Origin of the sequence: Citrobacter braakii (assembly GCF_002075345.1) — a bacterium.
Classification (GTDB): domain Bacteria; phylum Pseudomonadota; class Gammaproteobacteria; order Enterobacterales; family Enterobacteriaceae; genus Citrobacter; species Citrobacter braakii.
The window spans coordinates 514,682-541,219 of sequence record NZ_NAEW01000002.1 but is presented as its reverse complement, the minus strand read 5'-3'; the positions used below and the strand labels follow the sequence as shown (position 1 = coordinate 541,219).

At 53.0% G+C, this 26,538-nt stretch carries 27 protein-coding genes and 2 pseudogenes; 19 read left to right on the top strand and 10 right to left on the bottom strand.

All coding sequences use genetic code 11. From position 1 onward, the window contains the following. Window positions 1–6 precede the first annotated feature (6 nt). The 3 genes and pseudogenes from BZK42_RS07030 to BZK42_RS07025 form a co-directional block, all read right to left on the bottom strand. Entirely contained in the window at window positions 7–531 is a 525-nt protein-coding gene (locus BZK42_RS07030) for a YqhG/Tai3 family protein (RefSeq protein WP_019077303.1), read from the bottom strand. A 24-nt stretch (window positions 532–555) separates the two neighbouring features. Further along, a pseudogene (locus BZK42_RS29565) lies at window positions 556–651 on the bottom strand (hypothetical protein); the annotation flags it as partial. 155 nt (window positions 652–806) lie between these two features. Beyond that, window positions 807–1,056: pseudogene (locus BZK42_RS07025) on the bottom strand (helix-turn-helix domain-containing protein). A gap of 403 nt (window positions 1,057–1,459) precedes the next feature. Here BZK42_RS07025 and BZK42_RS07020 point away from each other — a divergent pair. Further along, entirely contained in the window at window positions 1,460–2,638 is a 1,179-nt protein-coding gene (locus BZK42_RS07020) for an MFS transporter (RefSeq protein WP_016153865.1), read from the top strand. Here BZK42_RS07020 and flk read toward each other — a convergent pair. Further along, the gene (gene flk, locus BZK42_RS07015) at window positions 2,635–3,636 is read right to left on the bottom strand and encodes a flagella biosynthesis regulator Flk (protein WP_053389555.1); all 1,002 of its coding nucleotides are present in this window, start codon (window positions 3,634–3,636) and stop codon (window positions 2,635–2,637) included. The genes BZK42_RS07020 and flk overlap by 4 nt on opposite strands. Window positions 3,637–3,744: 108 nt before the next feature. Between flk and pdxB the strand changes: the two genes are divergently transcribed. From pdxB to hisP, 15 genes are all read left to right on the top strand, one after another. Then, window positions 3,745–4,881 (top strand): 4-phosphoerythronate dehydrogenase PdxB, encoded by a 1,137-nt coding sequence (gene pdxB / locus BZK42_RS07010; protein WP_016153863.1) that lies wholly within the window; start codon window positions 3,745–3,747, stop codon window positions 4,879–4,881. 67 nt (window positions 4,882–4,948) lie between these two features. Continuing rightward, the gene (locus BZK42_RS07005) at window positions 4,949–5,962 is read left to right on the top strand and encodes an aspartate-semialdehyde dehydrogenase (RefSeq protein ID WP_016157051.1); all 1,014 of its coding nucleotides are present in this window, start codon (window positions 4,949–4,951) and stop codon (window positions 5,960–5,962) included. Continuing rightward, window positions 5,962–6,774 (top strand): tRNA pseudouridine(38-40) synthase TruA, encoded by an 813-nt coding sequence (gene truA, locus BZK42_RS07000; RefSeq protein WP_016157050.1) that lies wholly within the window; start codon window positions 5,962–5,964, stop codon window positions 6,772–6,774. Before BZK42_RS07005 ends, truA begins: the two co-directional genes overlap by 1 nt. 24 nt (window positions 6,775–6,798) lie before the next feature. Then, window positions 6,799–7,458: a DedA family protein gene (locus BZK42_RS06995; RefSeq protein ID WP_016153860.1), complete on the top strand. Its 660-nt coding sequence runs from the start codon at window positions 6,799–6,801 to the stop codon at window positions 7,456–7,458. A gap of 149 nt (window positions 7,459–7,607) precedes the next feature. Further along, entirely contained in the window at window positions 7,608–8,522 is a 915-nt protein-coding gene (gene accD / locus BZK42_RS06990; RefSeq protein WP_016153859.1) for an acetyl-CoA carboxylase, carboxyltransferase subunit beta, read from the top strand. A gap of 192 nt (window positions 8,523–8,714) precedes the next feature. Beyond that, a complete protein-coding gene (gene folC, locus BZK42_RS06985) occupies window positions 8,715–9,983 on the top strand; it encodes a bifunctional tetrahydrofolate synthase/dihydrofolate synthase (protein WP_032931705.1) in 1,269 nt (422 codons plus the stop codon). Then, window positions 9,973–10,635 carry a cell division protein DedD gene (dedD, locus tag BZK42_RS06980; protein WP_016153857.1) on the top strand — a complete coding sequence of 221 codons (663 nt, stop codon included), beginning with the start codon at window positions 9,973–9,975 and terminating at the stop codon, window positions 10,633–10,635. The genes folC and dedD overlap by 11 nt, the downstream gene beginning before the upstream one ends. 221 nt (window positions 10,636–10,856) lie before the next feature. Further along, window positions 10,857–11,345: a colicin V production protein gene (cvpA, locus tag BZK42_RS06975; RefSeq protein ID WP_005129678.1), complete on the top strand. Its 489-nt coding sequence runs from the start codon at window positions 10,857–10,859 to the stop codon at window positions 11,343–11,345. 33 nt (window positions 11,346–11,378) lie between these two features. Then, window positions 11,379–12,896 carry an amidophosphoribosyltransferase gene (gene purF / locus BZK42_RS06970; protein ID WP_005129677.1) on the top strand — a complete coding sequence of 506 codons (1,518 nt, stop codon included), beginning with the start codon at window positions 11,379–11,381 and terminating at the stop codon, window positions 12,894–12,896. Window positions 12,897–12,991: 95 nt separating this feature from the next. After that, the gene (locus BZK42_RS06965) at window positions 12,992–13,561 is read left to right on the top strand and encodes a UbiX family flavin prenyltransferase (RefSeq protein ID WP_019077299.1); all 570 of its coding nucleotides are present in this window, start codon (window positions 12,992–12,994) and stop codon (window positions 13,559–13,561) included. Between the two features lie 288 nt (window positions 13,562–13,849). Next, entirely contained in the window at window positions 13,850–14,632 is a 783-nt protein-coding gene (gene argT, locus BZK42_RS06955) for a lysine/arginine/ornithine ABC transporter substrate-binding protein ArgT (protein ID WP_006683634.1), read from the top strand. 247 nt (window positions 14,633–14,879) lie between these two features. Next, on the top strand, window positions 14,880–15,662 hold the full coding sequence (gene hisJ, locus BZK42_RS06950) for a histidine ABC transporter substrate-binding protein HisJ (protein ID WP_003028120.1): 783 nt from the start codon (window positions 14,880–14,882) through the stop codon (window positions 15,660–15,662). 186 nt (window positions 15,663–15,848) lie between these two features. Further along, on the top strand, window positions 15,849–16,535 hold the full coding sequence (locus BZK42_RS06945; RefSeq protein ID WP_016153853.1) for a histidine ABC transporter permease HisQ: 687 nt from the start codon (window positions 15,849–15,851) through the stop codon (window positions 16,533–16,535). After that, a complete protein-coding gene (gene hisM / locus BZK42_RS06940) occupies window positions 16,532–17,239 on the top strand; it encodes a histidine ABC transporter permease HisM (RefSeq protein WP_003028116.1) in 708 nt (235 codons plus the stop codon). Before BZK42_RS06945 ends, hisM begins: the two co-directional genes overlap by 4 nt. Window positions 17,240–17,252: 13 nt before the next feature. Next, the gene (gene hisP / locus BZK42_RS06935; protein WP_043017062.1) at window positions 17,253–18,026 is read left to right on the top strand and encodes a histidine ABC transporter ATP-binding protein HisP; all 774 of its coding nucleotides are present in this window, start codon (window positions 17,253–17,255) and stop codon (window positions 18,024–18,026) included. A gap of 18 nt (window positions 18,027–18,044) precedes the next feature. Here hisP and BZK42_RS06930 read toward each other — a convergent pair whose 3' ends face one another. The 4 genes from BZK42_RS06930 to yfcG form a co-directional block, all read right to left on the bottom strand. Next, window positions 18,045–18,575: a GNAT family N-acetyltransferase gene (locus BZK42_RS06930; protein ID WP_072161057.1), complete on the bottom strand. Its 531-nt coding sequence runs from the start codon at window positions 18,573–18,575 to the stop codon at window positions 18,045–18,047. Between the two features lie 71 nt (window positions 18,576–18,646). Next, window positions 18,647–19,540: a TIGR01777 family oxidoreductase gene (locus tag BZK42_RS06925; RefSeq protein WP_016153850.1), complete on the bottom strand. Its 894-nt coding sequence runs from the start codon at window positions 19,538–19,540 to the stop codon at window positions 18,647–18,649. 20 nt (window positions 19,541–19,560) lie between these two features. Continuing rightward, complete coding sequence (gene folX, locus BZK42_RS06920; protein WP_016153849.1) at window positions 19,561–19,923, bottom strand: dihydroneopterin triphosphate 2'-epimerase; 363 nt, start codon at window positions 19,921–19,923, stop codon at window positions 19,561–19,563. Between the two features lie 54 nt (window positions 19,924–19,977). Beyond that, the gene (yfcG, locus tag BZK42_RS06915; RefSeq protein ID WP_016153848.1) at window positions 19,978–20,613 is read right to left on the bottom strand and encodes a GSH-dependent disulfide bond oxidoreductase; all 636 of its coding nucleotides are present in this window, start codon (window positions 20,611–20,613) and stop codon (window positions 19,978–19,980) included. A gap of 134 nt (window positions 20,614–20,747) precedes the next feature. Between yfcG and yfcF the strand changes: the two genes are divergently transcribed. The 3 genes from yfcF to yfcD are packed head-to-tail and all read left to right on the top strand — an operon-like array spanning window position 20,748 to window position 22,610. After that, entirely contained in the window at window positions 20,748–21,392 is a 645-nt protein-coding gene (yfcF, locus tag BZK42_RS06910) for a glutathione transferase (protein ID WP_080858937.1), read from the top strand. Window positions 21,393–21,447: 55 nt separating this feature from the next. Then, the gene (gene yfcE, locus BZK42_RS06905; RefSeq protein ID WP_016153846.1) at window positions 21,448–21,999 is read left to right on the top strand and encodes a phosphodiesterase; all 552 of its coding nucleotides are present in this window, start codon (window positions 21,448–21,450) and stop codon (window positions 21,997–21,999) included. 56 nt (window positions 22,000–22,055) lie between these two features. Then, complete coding sequence (yfcD, locus tag BZK42_RS06900) at window positions 22,056–22,610, top strand: NUDIX hydrolase YfcD (protein ID WP_006683645.1); 555 nt, start codon at window positions 22,056–22,058, stop codon at window positions 22,608–22,610. Between the two features lie 56 nt (window positions 22,611–22,666). Here yfcD and yfcC read toward each other — a convergent pair whose 3' ends face one another. Next, a complete protein-coding gene (gene yfcC / locus BZK42_RS06895; protein ID WP_016157044.1) occupies window positions 22,667–24,187 on the bottom strand; it encodes a putative basic amino acid antiporter YfcC in 1,521 nt (506 codons plus the stop codon). Window positions 24,188–24,387: 200 nt separating this feature from the next. Beyond that, on the bottom strand, window positions 24,388–26,532 hold the full coding sequence (pta, locus tag BZK42_RS06890; protein WP_016153844.1) for a phosphate acetyltransferase: 2,145 nt from the start codon (window positions 26,530–26,532) through the stop codon (window positions 24,388–24,390). Between the last annotated feature and the right edge of the window lie 6 nt (window positions 26,533–26,538).

Sequence of the window (26,538 nt, the reverse complement as noted above, 5' to 3'; positions counted from 1 at the left end):
CTGTGTTTACTTCGGCATTTTTTCGTATTCCGGCGCGATCTCAGCGGACCATGCTCTGGCTCGCGTAATCTCTCCGGCATTGTAAATAGGCTGCTCGTAATGACGACCCGCGTCCCGGACACGATAAATTTTCCACCGTCCTTCCTCCCAACGGGTATATACCTCCAGTTGAATAGGGGCTGACTCAGTGCCTAACTGCAGGTTCAGTTTTTCACCGCCGAGGAATGGCTGCGCCTGTCCAACCCGCAACAGCGGGATCCATGCCGGTGCGTAATCCTGCACATACATAAAGTAGTCCGCTTGCACGATCTCCTGCTCATAAAGCGTATCAATCAGCGCCAGACGCCCGATAACCTCTTTTGCGACATAGCGTTGCAGTAATGCTGATGTTTCGCGGGGCGTATCCGGATCCTGAGTGTAGTTCTTCATCCACGAAAGATAGAACTGTTTCACATCCTGCGTGCTGTCACGGTGAGAAGGGGTACAGCCACAAATCAGCAGGATGAGAACAATCAGTGGAAAGGCTTTCATTACTTCTTCCTGTAAATGGTGTATGACGGCTTTGCAGGTATATTCCGCACCGCGCCCTTGTGAATATGAACTCGCGTGCGATTTGGTGTAATTGACCGCCACCTTTTTATCCCAACTCATAACGACTCCTGTTAATAACATACGTAATAACAATTACGTGATGCTTTAACAGTATTTACGCAATTGGAAATGGCAAATAGTGCTATTAATATTCTCAATATATTAAGCTGGGATATTTATTGATTTATATGCTCGATAAATTACGAGTGATCTATTTAATATTCAGTATTACTTGTTTTATCCTCTGGCTGCTGGCGTGGATAGCGTGATGGCCAAATCACGTCTGGCGAGGTTTCGAGCGCCTGCGCAATGAACTGTTCCGCTCTGGGCCAGCTTCGTGTAAATACATTGCGCAGTGAATCGGGTGATAATCCAGCCGCACGAGAAAGATCTCTGAGCGTGATTCTTTTTTTCCAGTGCACTTTCAATATCTGCACGATGCCAGTCTTGGCTTTTGTGTTCCATTCTGTAAACCTAAGTTAATGTGTTATCGGTGCCGATATTTTTTTTCAGGGTATAAACCAGAGTAACAAAATAACGTAACTTTCTTTTTTGTCACTGGAATATTGCCAGAATAAAACTGAAATTTCGCGCAAAAGGAAAAATTTTTTATTCCACAGGCAGAAAGGAAAGAAATTAATGGCAAAAGGTTGGTTCACGGTAAAGACGAAAAGTCGTCTTTACCGTGAACCAACCTGGTGAGATTTCAGGGTTGACAAATTTAGTGGCTCACAGGCAGACTTCGCACTCAACATTATCTATCTGATAATGCGTAAGCGTTTAACGTTATCCAACGCACCTTAATCCTGAAAGTCAGGTAGAGGGGGCGTGGACATTCCTCGCCTTACTCTGCATTTTGGAGTAACGCATGACAGCTGTAACCCAACAAGAAAAAACACCTTCGGCGAACTTTTCGCTGTTTCGTATCGCTTTTGCAGTTTTCCTGACCTATATGACGGTCGGTCTACCTTTGCCCGTTATTCCTCTGTTTGTGCATCAGGAGCTGGGCTATGGCAACACCATGGTTGGTATCGCCGTAGGCGTACAGTTTCTGGCAACGGTATTAACGCGCGGCTACGCTGGGCGCTTAGCCGATCAATATGGCGCCAAACGTTCGGCGCTACAGGGGATGTTTGCCTGTGGGTTGGCGGGCGCGGCGTGGCTGTTAGCCGCGCTATTGCCTGTTTCTGTCCCTGTAAAATTTGCATTGTTAATCGTCGGGCGTTTGATCCTTGGTTTTGGCGAAAGCCAACTGCTCACCGGAACGCTGACCTGGGGGCTTGGGCTGGTCGGTCCAACACGCTCGGGTAAGGTGATGTCGTGGAACGGGATGGCGATTTACGGTGCGCTGGCCGCCGGTGCGCCGCTGGGCTTGCTGATCCATAGCCACTTTGGCTTCGCGGCGCTGGCGGGAACGACAATGGTATTACCGCTGCTGGCATGGGCATTCAACGGCACCGTTCGCAAAGTGCCTGCTCATGCAGGAGAACGCCCTTCGTTATGGAGCGTGGTAGGGCTTATCTGGAAACCGGGCCTGGGCCTGGCGCTGCAGGGCGTTGGCTTTGCGGTGATCGGTACGTTTATTTCACTCTATTTTGTCAGCAACGGCTGGACGATGGCGGGGTTCACCCTGACCGCGTTTGGCGGGGCGTTTGTGTTGATGCGCATTCTGTTTGGCTGGATGCCGGATCGGTTCGGAGGCGTGAAGGTAGCCGTTGTCTCCTTACTGGTTGAAACCGCGGGACTGATTCTGCTGTGGCAGGCCCCATCAGCATGGATTGCGCTGCTCGGGGCGGCACTAACCGGGGCAGGGTGTTCGCTTATCTTCCCGGCATTGGGCGTAGAGGTTGTGAAGCGAGTGCCCGCGCAGGTTCGCGGTACGGCGCTGGGCGGTTACGCCGCGTTTCAGGATATCTCCTACGGCATAAGCGGCCCGGTCGCCGGGGTGCTGGCCACCGCGTACGGTTATCCCTCGGTATTCCTTGCCGGAGCGATATCCGCCGTGGTGGGGATTGTCGTGACGCTGCTTACGCTGCGCAAAGGTTAAGCGGCCAGCCAGAAAATGGCTAATGCGATCATTAACGCGACAAACAGCAGTCCCGGTCGTGCCGACAGAGATTTTACCGTTTCAATCATCGGCGCGAACGGGCTGTAAATAGGCTGAAGATGGCGCGGATCGTTAAGCTCGCGTTCCCGTTCTACGCGGCGCAGGAAGATTTGATTCAGCAAGTCCTGCACTTGCACTGTGGTCAGAATCGTTTGCGGTTGGATCTGATACGTCTGCTGCGCGTACTCTTTTATTGCCGTCAGCTCATTCGGCTCTAATGGCAGCTTCAGGGCCGCCTGGAGCGTTTGTAGCGTCGGGGCGCTTTGCAGGCTGAGCGTCTGGCGCGCCTGCAGCCAGGTGACCAGATGAGTAAACTGTTTGGCGGGGATCAGCTCACCGCTTTTTACGCCAGACAGCTCTAACATTGACTGCCAGATCATCTTACCTGACTCTCCCGTAGCCGCCGCCAGTTTGGTAACCAACTGGTTCAGCGTATTGTGCTCTGCGGGTAATAACGGACGATCGGTGGCCGGGCGCTGTTGCGGTTGCGGTATAGAAAGCTGCCCTTGTTGCAGCAGCGTGAGCACGTTCTTCAACTGCTCAGGCGTGAGCTGGCTGAGCGCCGTTTGCCCATACTGCTGACGGATAAAATCACTTACCGCCTGGCGGTTATTTCCCTGACTCAGTAATTCAGTGAGCTGTGAGAGAACCTGACGATTAGCATGATTTTGCTGAGCAACACCCAGCCGCTGATTCAGGTTTTGCTCCGCGGCAGGAAAGTGACGTGATTGCAGCGGCGTATCACTTTTGACGCCCAGATCGTGCTTCATTCCGGCCCACACCTCGGCGCTTTGCTGTTGGGTGAGTGAAATCAGACGGGTAATCAGTCGTTCCAGCACGGTACGTTGTTGTGTGGATAACGGTTGTTCACCCGCAGCAGAAGGGGCATTTTGGCCTTCGCCGGGAGGGCGTGCGGGTGTACCTGAAATGGGCTGCATCATCTCTGTTCCTTAAATCTGTGCTGACCAGGTCTCGCAGTATGCCTGGCGGCGAGATTATGGCACACTTGCCCGGTTAACTCTCGTTCTCAAACAGGTGCGAAAGACGTGAAAATCCTCGTTGATGAAAATATGCCCTATGCCCGCGAACTGTTCAGTCGTTTGGGGGAGGTCAAAGCGGTTCCCGGTCGCCCGATTCCCGTTGCCGAACTGGATGATGCGGATGCCTTAATGGTGCGCTCGGTGACGAAAGTAAATGAATCACTGCTTAGCGGAAAACCGGTTCAATTTGTCGGCACGGCAACCGCAGGCACGGACCATGTGGATGAAGCCTGGCTTGCGCAGTCGAAGATCGGCTTTTCCGCAGCGCCCGGCTGTAACGCGATTGCGGTCGTAGAATATGTTTTTTCAGCGTTGCTGATGCTGGCGGAGCGCGACGGGTTTGCGTTACGTGATCGTACCGTAGGCATCGTAGGCGTGGGCAATGTGGGCGGCCGTTTGCAGGCACGTCTGGAAGCACTGGGGATCCGCACGCTGCTGTGCGATCCGCCGCGAGCCGATCGCGGTGACGAGGGAGATTTCCGCTCGCTGGACGAACTGGTAGAGCAAGCCGATGTGTTGACTTTCCATACGCCGCTGTTTAAAGACGGACCGTACAAAACGCTGCACCTGGCAGATGATGCGCTGATTAGCCGGCTGAAGCCGGGCACCATTGTGATCAACGCCTGCCGCGGGCCGGTCATCGACAATACGGCATTGCTGAACCGATTGAATGCCGGGCAGTCGCTGAGCGTCGTGCTGGATGTCTGGGAAGGGGAGCCGGATCTCAATGTGGCATTGCTGGAGAAAGCCGATATCGGCACGGCGCACATTGCCGGGTATACCCTGGAAGGAAAAGCGCGCGGCACCACGCAGGTCTTTGAGGCTTTTAGCAAGTTTATTGGTCGCGAACAACACGTTGCGCTCAATACCCTGTTACCTGCGCCGGAATTTGGTCGTATCACTCTGCATGGCCCGTTAGATCAGCCAACGCTGAAAAGGCTGGTGCATTTAGTGTATGATGTGCGCCGCGATGATGCGCCGCTGCGTAAAGTCGCTGGAATTCCGGGTGAGTTTGATAAGCTGCGTAAAAATTATCTTGAGCGCCGTGAATGGTCGTCTTTATACGTGATGTGTGACGACGCAACGGCTGCTGCCTTGCTGTGTAAGCTGGGTTTTAACGCTGTTTATCACCCGGCACATTAATGTCTTCTTAATGCTCCCTGTCGAATAATGCGACAGGGACGCTTACGTATTTCTGGAGTAAATCACCATGTCTGAAGGCTGGAATATTGCCATTCTGGGCGCAACGGGCGCCGTAGGCGAAGCCCTGCTCGATACGCTGGCTGAACGCCAGTTCCCGGTCGGTGAAATTTATGCGCTGGCGCGTAATGAAAGCGCAGGTGAGCATCTGCGTTTTAACGGTAAATCGGTCCTTGTTCAGGACGTTGTAGACTTTGACTGGACGCAGGCGCAACTGGCATTTTTTGTTGCGGGCGCTGAAGCCACCGCCGCATGGGTGGAAGAAGCGACCAATGCCGGTTGCCTGGTTATCGACAGCAGTGGCCTGTTCGCGCTTGAGCCGGACGTTCCGCTGGTGGTTCCGGACGTTAACCCGTTCGTACTGGCGGATTACCGCAACCGCAATGTGATTGCGGTCCCTTCCAGCCTGACCAGCCAACTGCTGTCTGCGCTGAAGCCGCTAATTGATGACGGCGGGCTGTCACGTATTACGGTGACCAATATTATTTCCGCTTCCGCTCACGGTAAAAAAGCCGTAGATGCGCTTGCCGGACAGAGCGCGAAACTACTGAACGGCATCCCGATTGACGATGACGATTTCTTTGGCCGTCAGCTGGCGTTCAACATGCTGCCGCTGCTGCCGGATCGCGAAGGTAGCGTGCGCGAAGAGCGCCGTATCGTCGATGAAGTGCGCAAAATTATGCAGGACGACGGGCTACTTATCTCCGCCAGCATCGTGCAGTCGCCGGTATTTTATGGCCACGCACAGATGGTGAATTTTGAAGCTCTGCGTCCGTTGGCGGCGGAAGAAGCACGCGATGCGTTTTCACGCGGTGAGGACGTAGTGTTGTCAGAAGAGACCTATATCCCGACGCAGGTTGGCGATGCGTCAGGTACTCCGCACCTTTCAGTTGGCTGTGTGCATAACGATTATGGGATGCCGGAACAGGTTCAGTTCTGGTCTGTGGCAGACAACGTACGCTTTGGCGGTGCGTTGATGGCGGTAAAAATTGCGGAAAAACTGGTGCAGGAGTACCTGTACTAATGTCTGACCTGCAACAGCCGTCAACCCATAAAATTGCGCTGGGCATTGAGTATGACGGCAGCAAATATTATGGCTGGCAGCGCCAGAACGAAGTGCGTAGCGTTCAGGAAAAACTGGAAAAAGCGCTCTCTCAGGTGGCGAATGAACGCATCACTGTCTTTTGTGCGGGACGCACGGATGCGGGCGTTCATGGCACAGGGCAGGTCGTGCACTTTGAAACGACTGCCCAGCGTAAAGATGCAGCCTGGACACTGGGGGTAAATGCGAATTTACCTGGTGACATTGCTGTGCGCTGGGTGAAAGCTGTACCCGATGATTTCCATGCCCGATTTAGCGCCACGGCTCGCCGTTATCGCTACATCATCTACAATCATCGGTTGCGCCCTGCGGTTTTAGGTAAAGGGGTAACCCATTACTATGAACCGCTGGACGCTGAGCGTATGCATCGTGCGGCCCAGTGTTTGATTGGCGAAAATGATTTTACTTCGTTTCGGGCGGTGCAGTGTCAGTCGCGCACACCGTGGCGTAACGTGATGCACATTAACGTTGAACGTTTTGGTGCATATGTGGTGGTGGATATTAAAGCGAATGCCTTTGTACATCATATGGTCAGGAATATTGTCGGCAGCCTGATGGAAGTAGGTGCCAACAACCAGCCGGAGAGCTGGATAGCAGAACTGCTAGCGGCGAAGGACAGAACGCTGGCAGCGGCAACGGCGAAAGCGGAAGGATTGTATCTGGTTGCAGTAGATTACCCGGAACGGTTCGACCTGCCAAAACCGCCTATGGGCCCGCTATTTCTGGCGGACTAATTTGAGTCGTATAAAGGCAAAACTATGGACCTGATTTACTTTCTTATCGATTTTATCCTGCACATTGATGTGCATCTGGCGGAGCTGGTTGCGGAATACGGTATCTGGGTATACGCGATTCTGTTTCTGATCCTGTTCTGCGAAACCGGGCTGGTGGTGACGCCGTTCCTGCCGGGAGACTCGCTGCTGTTTGTCGCTGGCGCGCTTTCTGCGCTGCCAACTAACGATCTCAATGTTCATCTGATGGTGATGTTGATGATTGTGGCGGCGATTATCGGCGATGCGGTGAACTACACGATTGGCCGTTTGTTCGGTGAAAAACTCTTCAGTAACCCGAACTCTAAAATTTTCCGTCGCAGTTACCTGGATAAAACCCATGCGTTCTACGAGCGTCATGGCGGCAAAACGATTATCCTCGCGCGTTTCGTACCTATTGTGCGTACATTTGCACCGTTTGTTGCCGGTATGGGGCACATGTCCTACCGTCATTTTGCGATGTATAACGTCGCAGGCGCGCTGCTGTGGGTATTGCTGTTCACCTATGCAGGCTATCTGTTCGGCGATCTGCCGATCGTTCAGGAAAACCTGAAATTACTGATTGTGGCGATCATCGTCCTTTCCGTATTGCCGGGCATAATTGAAGTGATTCGCCATAAACGCGCTGCGTCACGGGCTGCAAAATAGAAAGTAACTCAGCGGTTCGACCACTTTTTTATCCAAAGTTTCGGGCTGTTATGTTTTAATGTGCAACATTCATGGTCTGTTAGGGGCAAAAATGGCATTATGCGCCCCTTATAACAAAGCTGACTAGGGTTCAGGCAGAAAGGTCACCAATGAGCTGGATTGAACGAATTAAAAGCAACATTACTCCCACCCGCAAGGCAAGCATTCCTGAAGGGGTGTGGACCAAGTGTGATAGCTGCGGTCAGGTTTTATACCGTGCTGAGCTGGAACGTAATCTTGAGGTCTGTCCGAAGTGTGACCATCATATGCGCATGTCGGCGCGCAATCGCCTGCATAGCCTGTTAGATGAAGGTTCTCTTGTGGAACTGGGTAGCGAGCTTGAGCCGAAAGATGTGCTGAAGTTTCGTGACTCCAAAAAGTACAAAGACAGACTGGCTTCTGCGCAGAAAGAAACTGGCGAGAAAGATGCGCTGGTGGTAATGAAAGGCACGCTGCACGGTATGCCGGTCGTTGCTGCTGCATTCGAGTTCGCGTTTATGGGCGGCTCCATGGGCTCTGTGGTCGGCGCGCGTTTTGTCCGTGCCGTTGAGCAGGCGCTGGAAGATAACTGTCCGCTGATCTGCTTCTCCGCTTCTGGCGGGGCGCGTATGCAGGAAGCGCTGATGTCTCTGATGCAGATGGCGAAAACCTCTGCTGCGCTGGCGAAAATGCAGGAACGCGGTTTACCGTATATTTCTGTACTGACCGACCCAACAATGGGCGGTGTTTCTGCTAGCTTCGCGATGCTGGGCGATCTCAATATTGCAGAACCGAAAGCACTGATCGGCTTTGCTGGTCCGCGTGTTATCGAGCAAACCGTACGTGAGAAACTGCCGCCGGGATTCCAGCGTAGCGAGTTCCTGATTGAAAAAGGCGCTATCGATATGATCGTCCGCCGTCCGGAAATGCGCCTGAAACTGGCAAGCATTCTGGCGAAGCTGATGAATCTTCCTACGCCGAATCCGGATGAGCCGCGTGAAGGCGAGGTGGTACCTCCGGTTCCCGATCAGGAATCAGAGGCCTGATAGTTTACTCTATGGGTTTCGGGTTGCAGGCAGGCGATAAGAGAGTTGATCCCGATGAGCTTACACAGGTAAGTGATTCGGGTGAGCGAGCACAGCCAACGCATCTGCAATGTGAAAAACAACGTGTAAAAAAGGGCAGGCCGGTTGGTGCTGCCCTTTTGCTTTTCTCAACGTAAAGAATCTACAGCCATCATGGACAATAAACGTATTCCTCAAGCCGCGTCGCCCCTGGCATCGTGGCTTTCTTATCTGGAAAACCTGCACAGTAAAACCATCGATCTCGGCCTGGAACGCGTAAGTCAGGTGGCGCGCAAACTGGGTGTGTTGAAACCCGCGCCATTTGTTTTTACGGTGGCGGGAACCAACGGGAAAGGCACAACCTGCCGTACGCTGGAATCTGTGCTGACCGCAGCAGGTTATAAAGTTGGCGTTTACAGTTCGCCGCATCTGGTACGCTACACGGAACGCGTACGCGTGCAGGGACGTGAACTGCCGGAATCAGCGCATACCGCCTCGTTTGCTGAGATTGAAGACGCGCGTGGCGATATTTCCCTGACCTACTTTGAATACGGCACGTTATCGGCGCTCTGGCTGTTTAAACAGGCCCAACTGGATGTCGTCATCCTGGAAGTTGGGTTAGGCGGTCGCCTTGACGCGACCAATATCGTGGATGCCGATGTTGCGGTGGTCACCAGCATTGCGCTTGACCATACTGACTGGCTGGGCCCGGATCGCGAAAGCATTGGTCGTGAGAAGGCGGGAATTTTCCGTGCAGAGAAACCGGCTATCGTCGGCGAGCCGGAAATGCCCTACACCATCGCCGATGTTGCGCAAGAGAGCGGGGCGATTTTGCAACGCTGCGGCGTGGACTGGCGCTATGTGGTCACGGAGAACGACTGGTCCTTTACGGACGATCACGGCACGTTGGCGCACCTGCCGTTGCCGCAGGTCCCACAACCTAACGCCGCGACCGCACTGGCAGCACTGCGCGCAAGCGGGCTGAACGTCAGCGAGCAGGCCATTCGTGACGGTATTGAACAGGCGATTTTACCGGGGCGCTTCCAGATTGTGAGCGAGTCGCCGCGGGTGATTTTTGATGTTGCCCATAACCCGCATGCGGCGGAGTATCTGACCGGCCGTCTGAAAAAATTAGTGAAAAGCGGGCGTGTACTTGCGGTTATCGGTATGCTACATGATAAAGATATTGCCGGTACGTTAGCCTGGTTAAAAAGCGTGGTTGACGCCTGGTACTGTGCGCCCCTGGAAGGGCCGCGTGGTGCTACTGCAGAACAACTGCTGGAGCATCTGGGCAAAGGCTACGCCTATGACAGCGTGGCGCAGGCATGGTCTGCGGCGCTAGCTGAGGCGAAGCCAGAAGATACCGTGTTGGTGTGTGGATCGTTTCACACTGTCGCACATGTCATGGAAGTGATAGACGTGGGGAGAAGCGGTGGCGAGTAAGTTTCAGAATCGATTAGTCGGCACAATTGTGCTGGTCGCGCTGGGGGTGATTGTGCTCCCCGGGCTGCTTGACGGGCAGAAAAAGCATTATCAGGATGAGTTTGCGGCGATCCCGCTGGTGCCGAAACCCGGCGATCGCGATGAACCAGACATGATGCCTGCAGCCACGCAGGCGCTGCCGACGCAGCCACCGGAAGGGGCGGCTGAAGAGGTGCGCGCGGGCGATGCTGCCGCGCCATCGTTGGATCCGTCACGTTTGACGACGGCAAACAGCGCGGAGTTAGATCCTGTCCCCGCGCCTGTAGAACAGCCGAAACCCAAACCGAAGCCGCAGCCGGTTGCCGTCGCTCCGACGCCAGCACCGGCTCCAGCGCCGAAACCGGCCGCGGTGGAACCGCCAGCTCCAACCGGCAAAGCGTACGTTGTACAGCTCGGTGCGCTGAAAAATGCGGATAAGGTCAATGAGATCGTGGGTAAACTTCGTGGCGCGGGCTTCCGGGTATATACTTCCCCGTCAACGCCGGTGCAGGGTAAAATAACCCGTATTCTCGTAGGACCTGACGCCTCCAAAGATAAGCTGAAGAACTCGCTGGGCGAGCTGCAGAAGATCTCCGGTCTGAGTGGCGTAGTGATGGGGTACACCCCTAATTAAGGGATTGCGCTGTTCACGGCGCTGCTCTTAATTCAGGCCGGATAGGGCGTTTTTACCGCTATCCGGCAGTGCCCGAAGAGGCATAAAACGGTATGGCGTTGAAGATTTTTTCAGCGCCATTTTTATTTACGCGTGGAAAGGAAATCCCTACGCAAACGTTTTCTTTTTCTGTTAGAATGCGCCCCGAACAGGACGACAGGGCGTTAAATCGTGGGACACTTATGGTCTGGATTGATTACGCCATTATCGCGGTGATTGGTTTTTCCTGTCTGGTTAGCCTGATCCGTGGCTTTGTTCGTGAAGCATTATCGTTGGTGACTTGGGGTTGTGCTTTCTTTGTCGCCAGCCATTACTACACTTACCTGTCTGTCTGGTTTACGGGCTTTGAAGACGAACTCGTTCGAAATGGGATTGCTATCGCGATACTGTTTATCGCGACACTTATCGTCGGCGCTATCGTTAACTTTGTGATAGGCCAACTGGTAGAGAAAACAGGCCTGTCGGGTACCGACAGGGTGTTGGGGATCTGCTTTGGTGCTCTGCGAGGAGCGCTGATCGTCGCCGCCATACTGTTCTTTCTCGATACCTTTACAGGTCTGTCGAAAAGTGAAGACTGGAGCAAGTCGCAGCTGATCCCGCAGTTCAGTTTCATCATCAGATGGTTCTTTGACTATCTGCAAAGCTCGTCAAGTTTCTTGCCCAAAGTATAAACTTTGGGTTGTTGCTGAACGAGGAAAAGACGTATGTGCGGTATTGTCGGTATCGCCGGTGTTATGCCGGTAAACCAGTCGATTTATGACGCGTTAACGGTGCTCCAGCATCGTGGTCAGGATGCCGCAGGCATCATCACCATTGATGCCAACAACTGCTTCCGCTTGCGTAAAGCAAACGGAATGGTGAGCGATATTTTTGAAGCGCGCCATATGCAGCGTTTGCAGGGCAATATGGGCATCGGTCATGTGCGTTACCCAACGGCTGGCAGCTCCAGCGCCTCCGAAGCTCAACCTTTTTACGTCAACTCACCGTATGGCATCACGCTTGCCCATAATGGCAACCTGACCAATGCGCATGAGCTGCGTAAAAAGCTGTTTGAAGAAAAGCGCCGCCACATCAATACCACTTCAGACTCTGAAATTCTGCTGAATATTTTCGCCAGCGAGCTGGATAACTTCCGCCATTATCCGCTGGAAGCCGATAATATTTTTGCTGCTATTGCGGCAACCAACCGCCAGATCCGCGGCGCCTATGCCTGCGTGGCGATGATTATCGGCCACGGTATGGTTGCCTTCCGCGATCCTAACGGTATCCGTCCGCTGGTACTGGGTAAACGCGATATCGGGGATGGTCGTACCGAGTATATGGTAGCCTCCGAGAGCGTGGCGCTGGATACGCTGGGCTTTGAATTCCTGCGCGATGTTGCACCTGGCGAAGCGGTGTATATCACCGAAAAAGGTCAGCTGTTTACTCGCCAGTGTGCCGATAACCCGGTCAGCAATCCGTGCCTGTTTGAATACGTTTACTTCGCACGTCCTGACTCCTTTATCGACAAGATTTCCGTTTACAGCGCCCGTGTAAATATGGGTACCAAGCTTGGCGAAAAAATTGCTCGCGAGTGGGAAGATCTGGACATTGACGTGGTGATCCCGATTCCGGAAACCTCCTGCGATATCGCGCTGGAAATTGCCCGTATTCTCGGTAAGCCGTACCGTCAGGGTTTTGTGAAAAACCGCTACGTGGGACGTACCTTTATCATGCCCGGCCAGCAGCTGCGCCGTAAATCCGTGCGCCGTAAGCTGAACGCCAACCGTGCGGAATTCCGTGATAAAAACGTGCTGCTGGTGGATGACTCCATCGTGCGCGGTACCACCTCGGAACAGATTATCGAGATGGCGCGTGAAGCCGGAGCGAAGAAAGTGTATCTTGCCTCTGCAGCCCCGGAAATTCGCTTCCCGAACGTTTATGGTATCGATATGCCTACGGCGACGGAGCTGATTGCTCATGGTCGCGAAGTGGACGAGATTCGCCAGATAATCGGTGCAGACGGTCTTATCTTCCAGGATCTGAACGATCTGATTGAAGCGGTCCGCGCTGAGAACCCGGACATTCAGCAGTTTGAATGTTCAGTGTTTAATGGCGTGTACGTCACCAAAGACGTCGACCAGCAATATCTCGATTTCCTTGACTCCCTGCGTAATGACGATGCCAAAGCAATTTTGCGTCAGAACGAAGCGGAAAACCTCGAGATGCATAACGAAGGGTAATGTTCTGTTGCAGGTCAGGACACATAGAGTGGACTGACTTGCAACTGCGCATAAAAACCTGCAAAGTCAGCCCTGAAGCAAGTAAGGGCGAAAAAATGAAACGACTCATTGTAGGGATTAGCGGTGCCAGTGGCGCGATTTATGGCGTGCGCCTGCTGCAGGTTTTGCGTGACGTTACTGATGTGGAAACCCATCTGGTGATGAGTGCTGCTGCCCGACAGACGCTGGCGCTGGAAACAGACCTCTCTGTACGCGACGTGCAGGCACTGGCGAATGTAAATCACGATACGCGCGATATCGCCGCCAGTATCTCTTCCGGCTCTTTTCAGACCGCCGGAATGGTAATATTACCTTGTTCAATCAAAACGCTTTCAGGCATCGTCCACAGTTACACCGATGGGCTGCTTACCCGTGCGGCAGACGTGGTGTTGAAAGAACGCCGCCCGCTGGTGCTGTGCGTGCGTGAAACGCCCCTGCATCTGGGGCATCTGCGGCTGATGACGCAGGCGGCAGAAATTGGCGCGGTGATTATGCCGCCAGTCCCGGCATTCTATCATCGCCCGCAAACGCTAGATGATGTGATTAATCAAACAGTTAACCGCGTACTCGACCAGTTTGATATCTCCCTTCCACAGGATCTGTTCACCCGCTGGCAAGGGGCGTAAAACCGTTCCATCAGCGTGCAAAGAAACATCCGTTGCCCTGTTTCAGGGCAATTTTGTAACCGCGATCATATCCTCAACATTTAATTCGTTAAAACTCAACGAAACGCTGCGGTTCAACCGTCAGACCTGCTATCTTCAAAATCAGGACATTATTGCAACGTTTTATTAACATATTTAACGTCGAATATCCTCATCGACGCGAAAATGGCATAAGACCTGCATGAAAAAGTCTGCAAACACACAACACAACGTAAAACATAATAAAATTACGCCACTTGAGGGTTATGTATGAAGAAGACGGTTCTTGCTTTGTCTTTGCTGGTAGGACTCTCCGCCACCGCGGCCAGCTACGCAGCACTTCCGCAGACGGTTCGTATTGGTACAGATACAACGTACGCACCTTTTTCCTCTAAAGATGCCAAAGGCGACTTTGTCGGCTTTGATATCGATCTGGGAAATGAGATGTGTAAGCGCATGCAGATCAAATGTACCTGGGTAGCCAGCGACTTTGACGCGCTGATCCCGTCGCTGAAAGCGAAAAAGATTGATGCCATCATCTCCTCGCTTTCAATCACTGAGAAGCGTCAGCAAGAGATTGCGTTCTCAGACAAGCTTTACGCAGCAGACTCACGTCTGATCGCCGCGAAAGGTTCCCCAATTCAACCAACTCTGGATTCCCTCAAAGGTAAACATGTTGGCGTACTGCAAGGCTCGACTCAGGAAGCCTATGCTAATGACAACTGGCGCAGCAAAGGCGTAGATGTGGTGGCCTATGCGAACCAGGACCTTATCTATTCTGACCTGACAGCGGGTCGTCTGGACGCGGCGTTGCAGGATGAAGTCGCGGCCAGCGAAGGCTTCCTGAAGCAGCCTGCCGGTAAGGACTACGCTTTTGCTGGTCCATCGGTGAAAGATAAAAAATACTTTGGTGACGGCACCGGGATTGGCTTGCGCAAAGATGATGCAGAGCTGAAAGCTGCTTTCGATAAAGCGCTGGGCGAACTGCGCAAAGACGGCACCTACGACAAAATGGCGAGCAAGTATTTTAACTTCAATGTCTACGGCGATTAATACGGCGCAACGGGGAATGGACTGCACCATTGCGGGTAACCATTACGGTGCATAATAAATTCAGTGCACTGTTTTGGTGCTTTTGTCGCTGTCTTAATAAGCATGAGTGCATACTTAAGCGCTTTTCATGCAAATAAATACCGTCGACAGGGTAGAATGCTTTGCCTTGTCGGCCCGATTAATGGCACGATAACTGCACCTGGTCCTGTAAAGATCCCCTATAAAAGACAGTCTGTTGAGGATAGTTATGAAAAAACTGGTGTTGTCTCTTTCTCTGGTCCTGGCTTTCTCCAGTGCTACCGCAGCATTTGCAGCCATTCCGCAAAAAATTCGTATCGGTACCGATCCTACTTATGCGCCGTTCGAATCGAAAAATGCACAGGGTGAATTAGTCGGTTTTGATATCGATCTGGCTAAAGAGCTGTGCAAACGTATCAATACACAATGTACCTTCGTGGAAAACCCGCTGGACGCGCTTATCCCTTCGTTAAAAGCGAAGAAAATCGATGCGATTATGTCCTCGCTTTCCATCACTGAAAAACGTCAGCAGGAAATCGCCTTTACCGACAAGCTTTATGCAGCCGACTCGCGTCTGGTTGTCGCTAAAGATTCTGCTATTCAGCCAACCATTGAGTCGCTGAAAGGTAAACGTGTTGGCGTGCTGCAGGGCACGACTCAGGAAACCTTCGGCAACGAGCACTGGGCGCCAAAAGGCATTGAAATTGTCTCTTATCAGGGGCAAGACAATATCTATTCTGACCTGACTGCCGGGCGTATTGATGCTGCTTTCCAGGATGAAGTCGCGGCCAGCGAAGGCTTCCTGAAACAGCCGGTCGGTAAAGATTACAAATTCGGCGGCCCATCTGTAAAAGATGAGAAGTTATTCGGCGTGGGTACCGGTATGGGGCTGCGCAAAGATGATAACGAACTGCGCGAAGCACTGAACAAAGCCTTTGCCGAGATGCGAGCTGACGGTACTTACGAGAAGCTGGCGAAAAAGTACTTCGATTTTGATGTTTATGGCGGTTAATCACCGCAGGTGCTGATAAAGCCCGTAGATTTTTGACGTGTTGAATTTATGCCTGATGGCGCTGCGCGTATCCGGTCTACAGTGATTTTGTAGGCCGGATAAGGCAAAGCCGCCATCCCGCATTTAACAGTTTGTCTGAAATCAAAAGAGGCTTATTACTCCACCACACACGACAGGACAGGCAGCATGTTGTATGGCTTTTCAGGTGTTATTTTACAGGGCGCAATTGTTACGCTGGAGCTGGCACTTAGCTCGGTGGTACTGGCGGTTCTGATAGGCCTTGTCGGCGCGGCAGCAAAGCTGTCGCAAAGCCGGGCGCTGGCGCTTATTTTCGAAGGGTACACAACGCTTATCCGCGGCGTGCCCGATCTGGTCTTAATGCTGCTCATCTTTTACGGATTACAAATCGCGCTGAATACCCTTACCGATGCAATTGGTATCAGCCAGATTGATATCGATCCGATGGTCGCGGGTATTATTACGCTCGGGTTTATCTACGGAGCCTATTTTACCGAAACATTTCGTGGCGCATTTATGGCCGTGCCAAAAGGCCATATTGAAGCCGCGACGGCATTCGGTTTTACCAGTTCACAAATATTTCGCCGCATTATGTTCCCGGCGATGATGCGCTATGCCTTACCGGGAATTGGCAACAACTGGCAGGTCATTCTTAAGGCCACGGCGCTGGTATCGTTGCTCGGCCTGGAAGACGTGGTGAAAGCCACTCAGCTTGCCGGAAAAAGTACCTGGGAGCCGTTCTATTTTGCCGTAGTGTGCGGGGTCATCTATCTGGTGTTTACCACTGTTTCTAATGGTGTGCTGCTGTACCTTGAGCGCCGCTATTCTGTGGGTGTGAAGAGGGCTGACCTGTGATTGAGATTATTCAGGAATACTGGAAGTCCCTGCTGTGGACCGACGGATATCGCTACACCGGCGTGGCTATCACCCTGTGGCTTCTGATTTCGTCGGTGGTGATGGGCGGGATACTGGCGCTGTTTTTGGCAATTGGTCGTGTTTCCAGTAATAAATTTATCCAGTTTCCTATCTGGCTGTTCACCTATATTTTTCGTGGGACGCCGCTGTACGTCCAGTTGCTGGTGTTTTATTCCGGGATGTATACGCTGGAGATAGTCAAAGGCACGGACTTCCTCAACGCGTTTTTCCGCAGTGGGCTAAATTGCACCGTGCTGGCGCTGACGCTGAATACCTGCGCCTATACCACGGAGATTTTCGCCGGGGCTATTCGTTCCGTACCCCATGGTGAGATTGAAGCCGCGCGCGCTTACGGTTTCTCGTCGTTTAAACTGTATCGCTGCATTATTTTGCCTTCCGCGCTGCGTATTGCGCTGCCGGCTTACAGCAATGAAGTTATTTTAATGCTGCACTCCACGGCGCTGGCATTTACCGCAACGGTGCCTGATTTGTTGAAAATCGCCCGCGATATCAACTCGGCAACGTATCAGCCGTTTACCGCCTTCGGTATTGCCGCTGTTCTGTATTTGATTATTTCGTATGTCCTGATCAGTCTGTTCCGTAAAGCGGAAAAACGCTGGTTGCAGCATGTATCCTCTAAATGATTCGAGTAACACGATGTCTGAAAATAAATTAAACGTTATCGATTTACATAAGCACTACGGTGAACATGAAGTGCTGAAAGGGGTATCGCTGCAGGCCAATGCGGGTGATGTTATCAGTATTATTGGCTCGTCAGGTTCCGGTAAAAGTACCTTCCTGCGCTGCATTAACTTTCTCGAGAAACCGAGCGCCGGGTCGATTGTCGTCAGTGGTCAGAACATTGGTCTGGTACGCGACAAAGACGGCCAGCTTAAGGTTGCAGACAAAAATCAGCTGCGCTTGCTGCGCACGCGACTGACGATGGTCTTTCAGCACTTTAATCTGTGGAGCCACATGACGGTGCTGGAAAACGTGATGGAAGCGCCGATCCAGGTGTTGGGGCTGAGCAAGCAGGAAGCTCGCGAACGTGCGGTGAAGTATCTGGCGAAAGTGGGTATTGATGAGCGCGCTCAGGGCAAATATCCGGTGCATCTGTCCGGTGGTCAGCAGCAGCGTGTCTCCATTGCTCGTGCGCTGGCGATGGAACCAGAAGTGTTGCTGTTTGATGAACCCACGTCGGCGCTTGACCCGGAGCTGGTGGGCGAAGTGCTGCGCATTATGCAACAACTGGCCGAAGAGGGAAAAACCATGGTGGTCGTGACCCACGAAATGGGGTTTGCCCGTCATGTCTCCACGCACGTGATTTTCCTGCATCAGGGGAAGATTGAAGAAGAGGGCGATCCGGAGCAGGTATTTGGTAATCCGCAAAGTCCGCGTTTGCAGCAGTTCCTCAAAGGTTCGTTGAAGTAAGTCACCTGCCCGGAGGCGCTACGCTTTCCGGGCCTGGGATTTTAGCGCGTCGCACTCCAGACGATAAACCCAGTCGTCGTAGGCGATACCATCAATCTCATACGCCTTTTCCAGCACCTGCGTACGCACGAACCCCGTTTTTTCCAGAATCCGTATTGAGCCCTTATTATCCGCCAGTACGTAAGCATTTATCGCCGTGACCGCCGCGTGCTCGAAGGCGTACTGGCACACCGCGCGTACGGCTTCGCTGGCAATACCTTTCCCCTGCGCCTGTGGCATGATGGCGTAGCCGAGGTCGGCTTCGTGCGGGTAGAGATGGCTGATTTGCAGACCAATATCGCCGAGCGGCGTCGGGTTGTTGTGCTCGCGGATGACAAAAGTGTGCTGTGCGGCAAGGCGTCTGGCGAATAACAGACGCGTATCTTTCACCGGGGCGATGTTGCCCATATAGCGCATGACTTCAGGACATTCACGTAGTTTCTGGAAAAATGACCAGTCAGAAAACTGAAACAAAGAGAGGGTAAGTCGGGGAGTCGAAATTATCGCCATAACGTCGCCATTGCAGAAATCTGGCCTATAACCTTACCACCACAACGGCGACCGTGAATAGCGCTTAGGGGTTATCGGATGACATCCGCCAGCGCTTCTTCTAAATCGTACCAGCGAAACGCGAAACCGGACGCTTCCAGGCGTTTTGGCAACGCTCGCTGCCCGCCGAGAACCAGCACTGAAGATTCGCCCATCAGCAACCGCATTGCGGTGGCGGGAACGCGCAGAATGGCAGGACGGTTCAGGGCGTGGCCCAGCGCGTGGGCAAACTGCTCATTGTGCACCGGGTACGGTGAAACCATATTGAAGGGACCGCGCAGATCGTTATCCAGCAGCCAGAGAATTCCGTTGACCATATCATCAATATGGATCCAGGCCATATACTGGCGTCCGTTGCCAATTGGTCCGCCTAAGCCAAGACGAAACGGCGGGACCATTTTCGCCAGAATGCCGCCAGCAGAGGCCAGTACCACGCCGGTGCGCAGCATACACACGCGGGTTTTGTCGCTTTGCGCGGTGCTGGCAATTTGCTCCCAGCGTGCGCACAGCTTATGGGTAAATTCGTTATGCGGCGGCTCTTCTTCTGTGACCACCACTTCGCCTAAATCGCCGTAGTAACCGGTAGCGGAACCGGAAATTAGCACTGCGGGCGGTGTCTCGCTGGCATTGATTAAATCGACTAGCTTCTGCGTAATGACCCAGCGGCTCTGACACAGGCGTTCCTTTTGCTGGGCACTCCAGCGCTTGTCCGCAATCGGCTCTCCGGCAAGGTTAATGACGGCATCAATGTCATTGAGATTTTGCCGCTCTTCCAGCCCTTTGGACAGCGTAACCCGGGAGTCGAGAATCTGACGGGCCTTATCAGGAGAACGGGTCACTACGGTTATCTGATGCCCCAGCTCCAGCAAGCGGGGGATCAGATGACGTCCAATCAGGCCAGTACCGCCGGTAATCAGAATCTGCATGTCGCCTCCCGGGTTATGTTTTAGCGCTGCCAGCTCAGCGTCATAGAGACTGAGTCGGCGTAACGTAATGCGTGAAGTTTATCTATCTCTACTTGAGCATAAGTGACCCAGTGATGTTCGCGTGCGATATCGAGCACATCTTGAGTTAATTTTTCTAACAATGAGAAGCGGTTACCCTCCACGTGGGCAATGATGCTCTTGGTGATAGTGCGATAATTCAGCGCGTCGTTGATATCTTCGCTGGTACGGGCTTTGTCTGCCGGATAGTGAATGGCAATGTTGATGACGATATCCTGGCGGTTAAGGATCTCCTCTTCTTTGATGCCGATAAAAGTGCGCAGACGAAGGTTTTTTATACGAATAATTGCGTCAGGTTGTGACATTGCAGGTTTCCTCCATGTATGAACCTTTGCATGATACACGAGAACCGAATCGCGTCACCGCTTCTCACTTTGTGCTTGTTGCATGGCGCGTTCCGTTGCGGGACGCGTACGGATGCGTTCATGCCAGTTATTGACCGCCGGGTAGTTGTCGAGGTCGATGCGCTGACGCTGATGGGCGTGGATCCACGGCCAGCAGGCAATGTCGGCAATGCTGTAGTGATCGCCTCCCAGCCAGGGGGACGTTTCCAGACGTTTATTCATCACGTTGTACAGGCGCTGGGTTTCAACCTGGTATCTTTCAATGGCGTAGGGAATCGTTTGTGGGGCGTAGTGGCTAAAATGATGATTCTGACCCAGCATGGGTCCGAGGCCGCTGACCTGCCAGAACAACCACTGCAGCGTAGTGTGGCGTTCACGTAACTCACCGCTCAGCAGCTTACCGCTCTTTTCTGCCAGATAGAGTAAAATTTCTCCGGACTCAAACAGGCTGATGGGCTTTCCGCCGTCTACCGGGGCACTGTCGATAATGGCCGGGATTTTATTGTTTGGTGAGATTTGCAGAAAATCAGGGTGAAACTGGCTACCTTTGCTGATATCGACATGAATCAGACGGTATTGCAGCTGCGCCTCTTCAAGAAACAGCGTGATTTTGTGACCGTTTGGCGATGGAGTGTAATAGAGATCGATCATTTTCAGCGTCCGTTTTGTCATGAACCGGGTCATAACAAGTATAGAGCCTGTTGGCGTGCGTGAGTTTTCATCAAGTGACAGTGAGAGAAAGACTCTATATTTTGAAGGCAAGCCAATACATTTCAGAGGACATTATGAGCAAATCTGCAATTACGCTGTGGTCAGATACCAATTTTTTCTCCCCTTACGTGCTGTCTGTTTATGTCGCTCTGCAAGAGAAAGGACTGCCTTTTACGCTGAAAACCGTTGATCTCAACAGCGGCGAACACTTGCAACCTTCATGGCAAGGGTATGCGTTAACGCGGCGCGTACCGGTGCTTGAAATCGACGGTTTCGAGCTGAGCGAATCATCAGCGATTACTGAGTTCCTGGAAGAGAGTTTTGCGCCGCCGCAGTGGGAGCGTATCTACCCACACGATGTGCAAAAGCGCGCGCGGGCGCGCCAGGTTCAGGCGTGGATCCGCAGCGATCTGATGCCTATCCGTGAAGAACGCTCAACGGACGTGGTTTTTGCTGGCGTGAAAAAAGGTCCGTTAAGCGAAGCGGGAAAAGTCAGTGCGGAGAAATTGTTCGCCACTGCGAGCCATTTATTGAGCAACGGGAAGCAGAATTTATTTGGCGAATGGTGTATTGCCGACTGCGATTTAGCGCTAATGCTGAATCGTCTGGTCCTTAACGGCGATGAGGTTCCCGAAGCGCTTGCAGAATATGCCGCCTTCCAGTGGCAGCGCGCTTCAGTCCAGCGTTTTATCGCGCTTTCAGCGAAGCGTTCCTGCTGAAAAACGGGGCGTAATCCAGTATCATTACAAGGTACTTTTCAACGAGGAGTGAGTGATGAAACTGATGTTCGCATCGGACATTCATGGTTCGTTGCCAGCCACGGAACGCGTACTTGAACGGTTTGCCGCAAGCGGTGCGCAATGGCTGGTGATATTGGGTGATGTTTTAAACCACGGACCGCGTAATGCGCTCCCGGAAGGCTATGCGCCTGCGCAGGTTGCTGAGCGGTTGAATGCGCTGGCAGCGCGGATTATCGCGGTGCGTGGCAATTGTGACAGCGAAGTGGATCAGATGCTTCTGCATTTTCCGATGACCGCGCCGTGGCAGCAAATTCTGACAGAAAACCAGCGACTCTTTTTGACGCACGGGCATCTTTTTGGCCCGCAAAATATGCCGGCGCTCAACGTGGGAGATGTGCTGGTTTATGGGCATACACATTTGCCCGTGGCTGAGCGTCAAGGGGATGTTTACCACTTCAATCCCGGCTCGGTAAGCATCCCGAAAGGGGGCTTTGCGGCAAGTTACGGGATTCTGGATGATAATGTTCTCAGCGTAATGGCACTCAATGATCAAAGTGTTATTGCACAGGTCGAGATTAATCCGTAATTTACCCCACAAACATAAACGCGCCGTAAGAGCGCAAGAAAAAAGAAGGTTTCCTGATGGTGGAACAGCGTCGTTTGGCAAGTACGGAATGGGTGGATATTGTGAATGAAGACAACGAAGTCATTGCACAATCCAGCCGGGAACAAATGCGGGCGCAACGCTTACGCCATCGTGCAACGTATATCGTCGTGCATGATGGTATGGGCAAAATTCTGGTTCAGCGTCGTACTGAGACAAAAGATTTTTTGCCCGGCATGCTGGATGCCACCGCTGGCGGTGTTGTGCAGGCTGACGAGCAACTACTGGACTCAGCGCGCCGTGAAGCGGAAGAGGAACTGGGGATTGCGGGCGTGCCGTTTGCCGAGCATGGGCAGTTTTATTTTGAAGACCAGAACTGTCGCGTATGGGGTGGGCTGTTTAGCTGTGTTTCCCACGGACCGTTTGCGCTTCAGGAAGAAGAGGTTAGTGAAGTTTGCTGGCTGACGCCGGAAGAAATTACCGCGCGCTGCGACGAATTTACGCCGGACTCACTGAAAGCCCTGGCGCTGTGGATGACCCGCAACGCTAAGAATGAAGGGGCGAAAGCCGAAAAGCAGGAAGAGGCTGAGTAAAATCTGCTCATCCGGCCTACAGCGTCGAGAAATCGTGTAGGCCGGGCAATCGTTTTTTAATGGTAACCCATTATCTGCGCGCCAATTACCACCACGCTGGACATAATAAACAGCAGTCCCAACAGCGTGGCGCCTACCTTCAGCCAGTTACGAAAATCCACCCGACACACGCCTAACGTTGCCATCAGCGATGCAGACGTAGGATAGATAATATGACTGAATCCGTCGCCAAACTGGAAGGCCAGTACGGTGACCTGACGGTTTACGCCAACCAGATCGCCTAAGGGTGCTAATAACGGCATGGTCAATGCAGCCTGACCAGAGCCGGAAGTAACGAAGAAATTAAACACCGCCTGGAACAGCAGCATAAACCACGCCGCGATGGCGTTATCCAGCCCGCTGATGCCGTTGGCAATGCTGTGCAGCAGCGTGTTCAACACGCTGGCTTCACCCGCCTCTCCATTACCGACCAGCAGTAATATGCCTTTGGCAAAACCGACCAGCAGGGCAGGGGCAATCATCATTCGTGCGCCTTCAGTGAATGAGGAGGCCATGATGTTGACCGTCATGCCGTTGAGACGAAAGACCACGCCGATGATGCCAATTACCAGGCCCATGGTGAAGAACTGACTGGCGATCTCAGGAATAAACCACGCGTTGACGATCACGCCCCAGACAACCCAAATCATTACCGCGGTCAGCACCAGCAGCACCAGCCAGTCGCCCAGCGTGAAGCGTCGTTCCACAACGTCGTCCTGCTGTTCGCGAAAGAAACGGTCGGATTCATGTACCCGGGACAAAAGCGGATTCTTTTTGATGCGCGCCGCATAGGCCAGCGTGAAGGTCAGACCTATCAGGGTCGCAACCACCCACACAATGATACGCAGACCGGAACCAGAGAGCACCGGCACGCCCGCAATCCCCTGCGCGACGACCACGCAGAACGGGTTCATCCATGAGCTGGCGAATCCAATTTGAGTCGCAATATAGGTGACCAGAACGGTGGTGATACTGTCGTAACCTAACCGTACCATTAACGGTGCGATAATAATGGCAAAGGCGACCGCCTCTTCCCCCATGCCAAACACCGCGCCGCCTAATGAGAAGAGAACAAACAGCACCGGGATAAACAGGACTTCGTTTCCTCGCGTATGGCGGATGAGCGCCAGGATGCCGTTATCGATGGTACCGGTACGCATAACGATGCCGAATGCGCCGCCAATCACCAGCATAAACATAATAATGCCGACGGCAGTGCCGAATTTAGAGCCGGAGGTTAACCCTTCAAACGGAAAATTCATCAGGCCCGGGCGCTCATCACCGGTGGTGAAAAACTGCACCCGGTGATACTGCTCTTCGCCCGCGTCGTTGGTCAGAATTCGAAAAGAGTGGGGGTCGACCACCTTACGGGTTTTGGTTTGTCCATCAACCTGATACTGCACTTCCTGACTGTCGAACATCCCGACGGGAACAACCCATGTCGCCAGACTGGTTAAAATGGCAACGAAAAAAATAATCACCAACGTATCGGGCATCGCCCATTTTTTAGCTGGCTGTGTTTCTGTTACTGCTGACATGAAAGACTATCCCTGTTGCAATGCAAAAGAGGATAAGTATGCAAACAGGAGAATAGTTATTCATTGATGCAGCGCATCCTGGCAAATGTTTCAGAATATGCCAACGGGAAAAACAGGTATAAAAAAACCGGAAATATAAGCTATTTCCGGTTTAATAAGCAGAAGTGTTGCCGGATAAGACATCCGGCAGACTTGACAGATTACTGCTGCTGTTGGGAAGACTGGATCGCGGTCAGAGCGATGGTGTAGACGATGTCGTCAACCAGCGCGCCACGAGACAGGTCGTTCACAGGCTTGCGCATACCCTGCAGCATCGGCCCGATGGAGATCAGGTCGGCAGAACGCTGTACCGCTTTGTAGGTGGTGTTACCGGTGTTCAGATCCGGGAAGATGAACACGGTAGCGCGACCTGCAACCGGAGAGTTCGGCGCTTTGGATTTTGCTACGTCAGCCATAACGGCGGCGTCATACTGCAGCGGACCGTCGATCATCAGGTCAGGACGTTTTTCCTGCGCCAGACGCGTGGCTTCACGAACTTTTTCTACGTCGCTACCTGCACCAGAAGTACCGGTGGAGTAGGAGAGCATTGCTACACGCGGTTCGATACCGAAAGCAATGGCGGATTCAGCGGACTGAATCGCGATTTCTGCCAGTTGCTCTGCAGTCGGATCCGGGTTGATCGCGCAGTCGCCGTATACGTAAACCTGATCCGGCAGCAGCATGAAGAACACGGAAGACACCAGGGAACTACCCGGTGCAGTTTTGATCAGCTGCAGCGGTGGACGGATGGTGTTCGCGGTGGTATGAACTGCACCAGAAACCAGACCGTCAACGTCGTCCTGTTCCAGCATCAGGGTACCGAGAACCACGTTGTCTTCCAGCTGTTCGCGGGCAACGGTTTCGGTCATACCTTTGTTTTTACGCAGTTCGACCAGGCGAGCAACGTAGCTTTCGCGAACCACATCTGGATCAACGATTTCTACGCCAGCACCCAGCTCAACGCCCTGAGAGGCCGCAACGCGGGTGATCTCATCCGGGTTGCCCAGCAGTACGCAGGTTGCGATACCGCGTTCAGCACAGATAGCCGCCGCTTTAACGGTACGCGGCTCGTCACCTTCCGGCAGAACAACGCGCTTGCCGGCTTTACGTGCCAGCTCGGTCAGCTGATAACGGAACGCTGGCGGAGACAGACGACGGCTGCGCTCAGAGGTCGCGGTCAGGGATTCAATCCAGTCAGCGTTGATGTAGTTAGCAACGTATTCCTGAACTTTCTCAATACGTTCGTGATCGTCAACCGGAACTTCCAGGTTGAAGCTCTGCAGGCTCAGAGAGGTCTGCCAGGTGTTGGTGTTCACCATGAATACCGGCAGGCCGGTTTCAAATGCACGTTCGCACAGTTTAGTGATACGCGCGTCCATTTCGTAGCCGCCAGTCAGCAGCAGGGCACCGATTTCCACGCCGTTCATGGCTGCCAGGCATGCTGCAACCAGCACGTCAGGACGATCGGCGGAAGTCACCAGCAGAGAACCGGCACGGAAGTGCTCCAGCATGTGCGGAATGCTGCGTGCGCAGAAAGTCACAGACTTCACGCGACGGGTATTGATATCACCTTCGTTAACGATAGTGGCGTTCAGATGACGCGCCATATCGATTGCACGCGTTGCGATCAGATCGAAGCTCCATGGCACCGCGCCCAGAACCGGCAGCGGGCTGGATTCTTGCAGTTTAGCCGGATCAACTTTGATCACTTTCGCTTTGGAAGAGTCGTCGAAAATCTCGGACAGATCCGGGCGAGTACGGCCCTGCTCATCAACCGGTGCGTTCAGTTTGTTAACGATTACGCCGGTGATGTTGGTGTTTTTCGCGCCGCCGAAGCTGCTGCGAGTCAGTTCAATACGCTCGTTCAGCTGTTCCGGGGTATCGGTACCCTGAGACATTACGAAGACGATTTCTGCGTTCAGCGTTTTCGCGATTTCGTAGTTCAGAGACTGCGCGAACTGATGTTTACGGGTTGGGACCAGGCCTTCAACCAGTACAACTTCAGCGTCTTTAGTGTTCGCGTGGTAGTTCGCGATGATCTCTTCCATCAGCACATCTTTCTGATTGCTGGACAACAGAGATTCAACGTGGCTCATCTTCAGCGGCTCAGCGGCTGGCAGAGAAGAGTTAGCACGGACGATGCTGGTAGTCTGGTCTGGCGCATCGCCACCGGCACGCGGTTGAGAGATCGGCTTGAAGACGCTCAGACGAACGCCTTTGCGTTCCATTGCGCGGATCACGCCAAGGCTGACGCTGGTCAGACCGACGCTGGTTCCGGTAGGGATCAGCATAATAATACGGGACACGGTTTA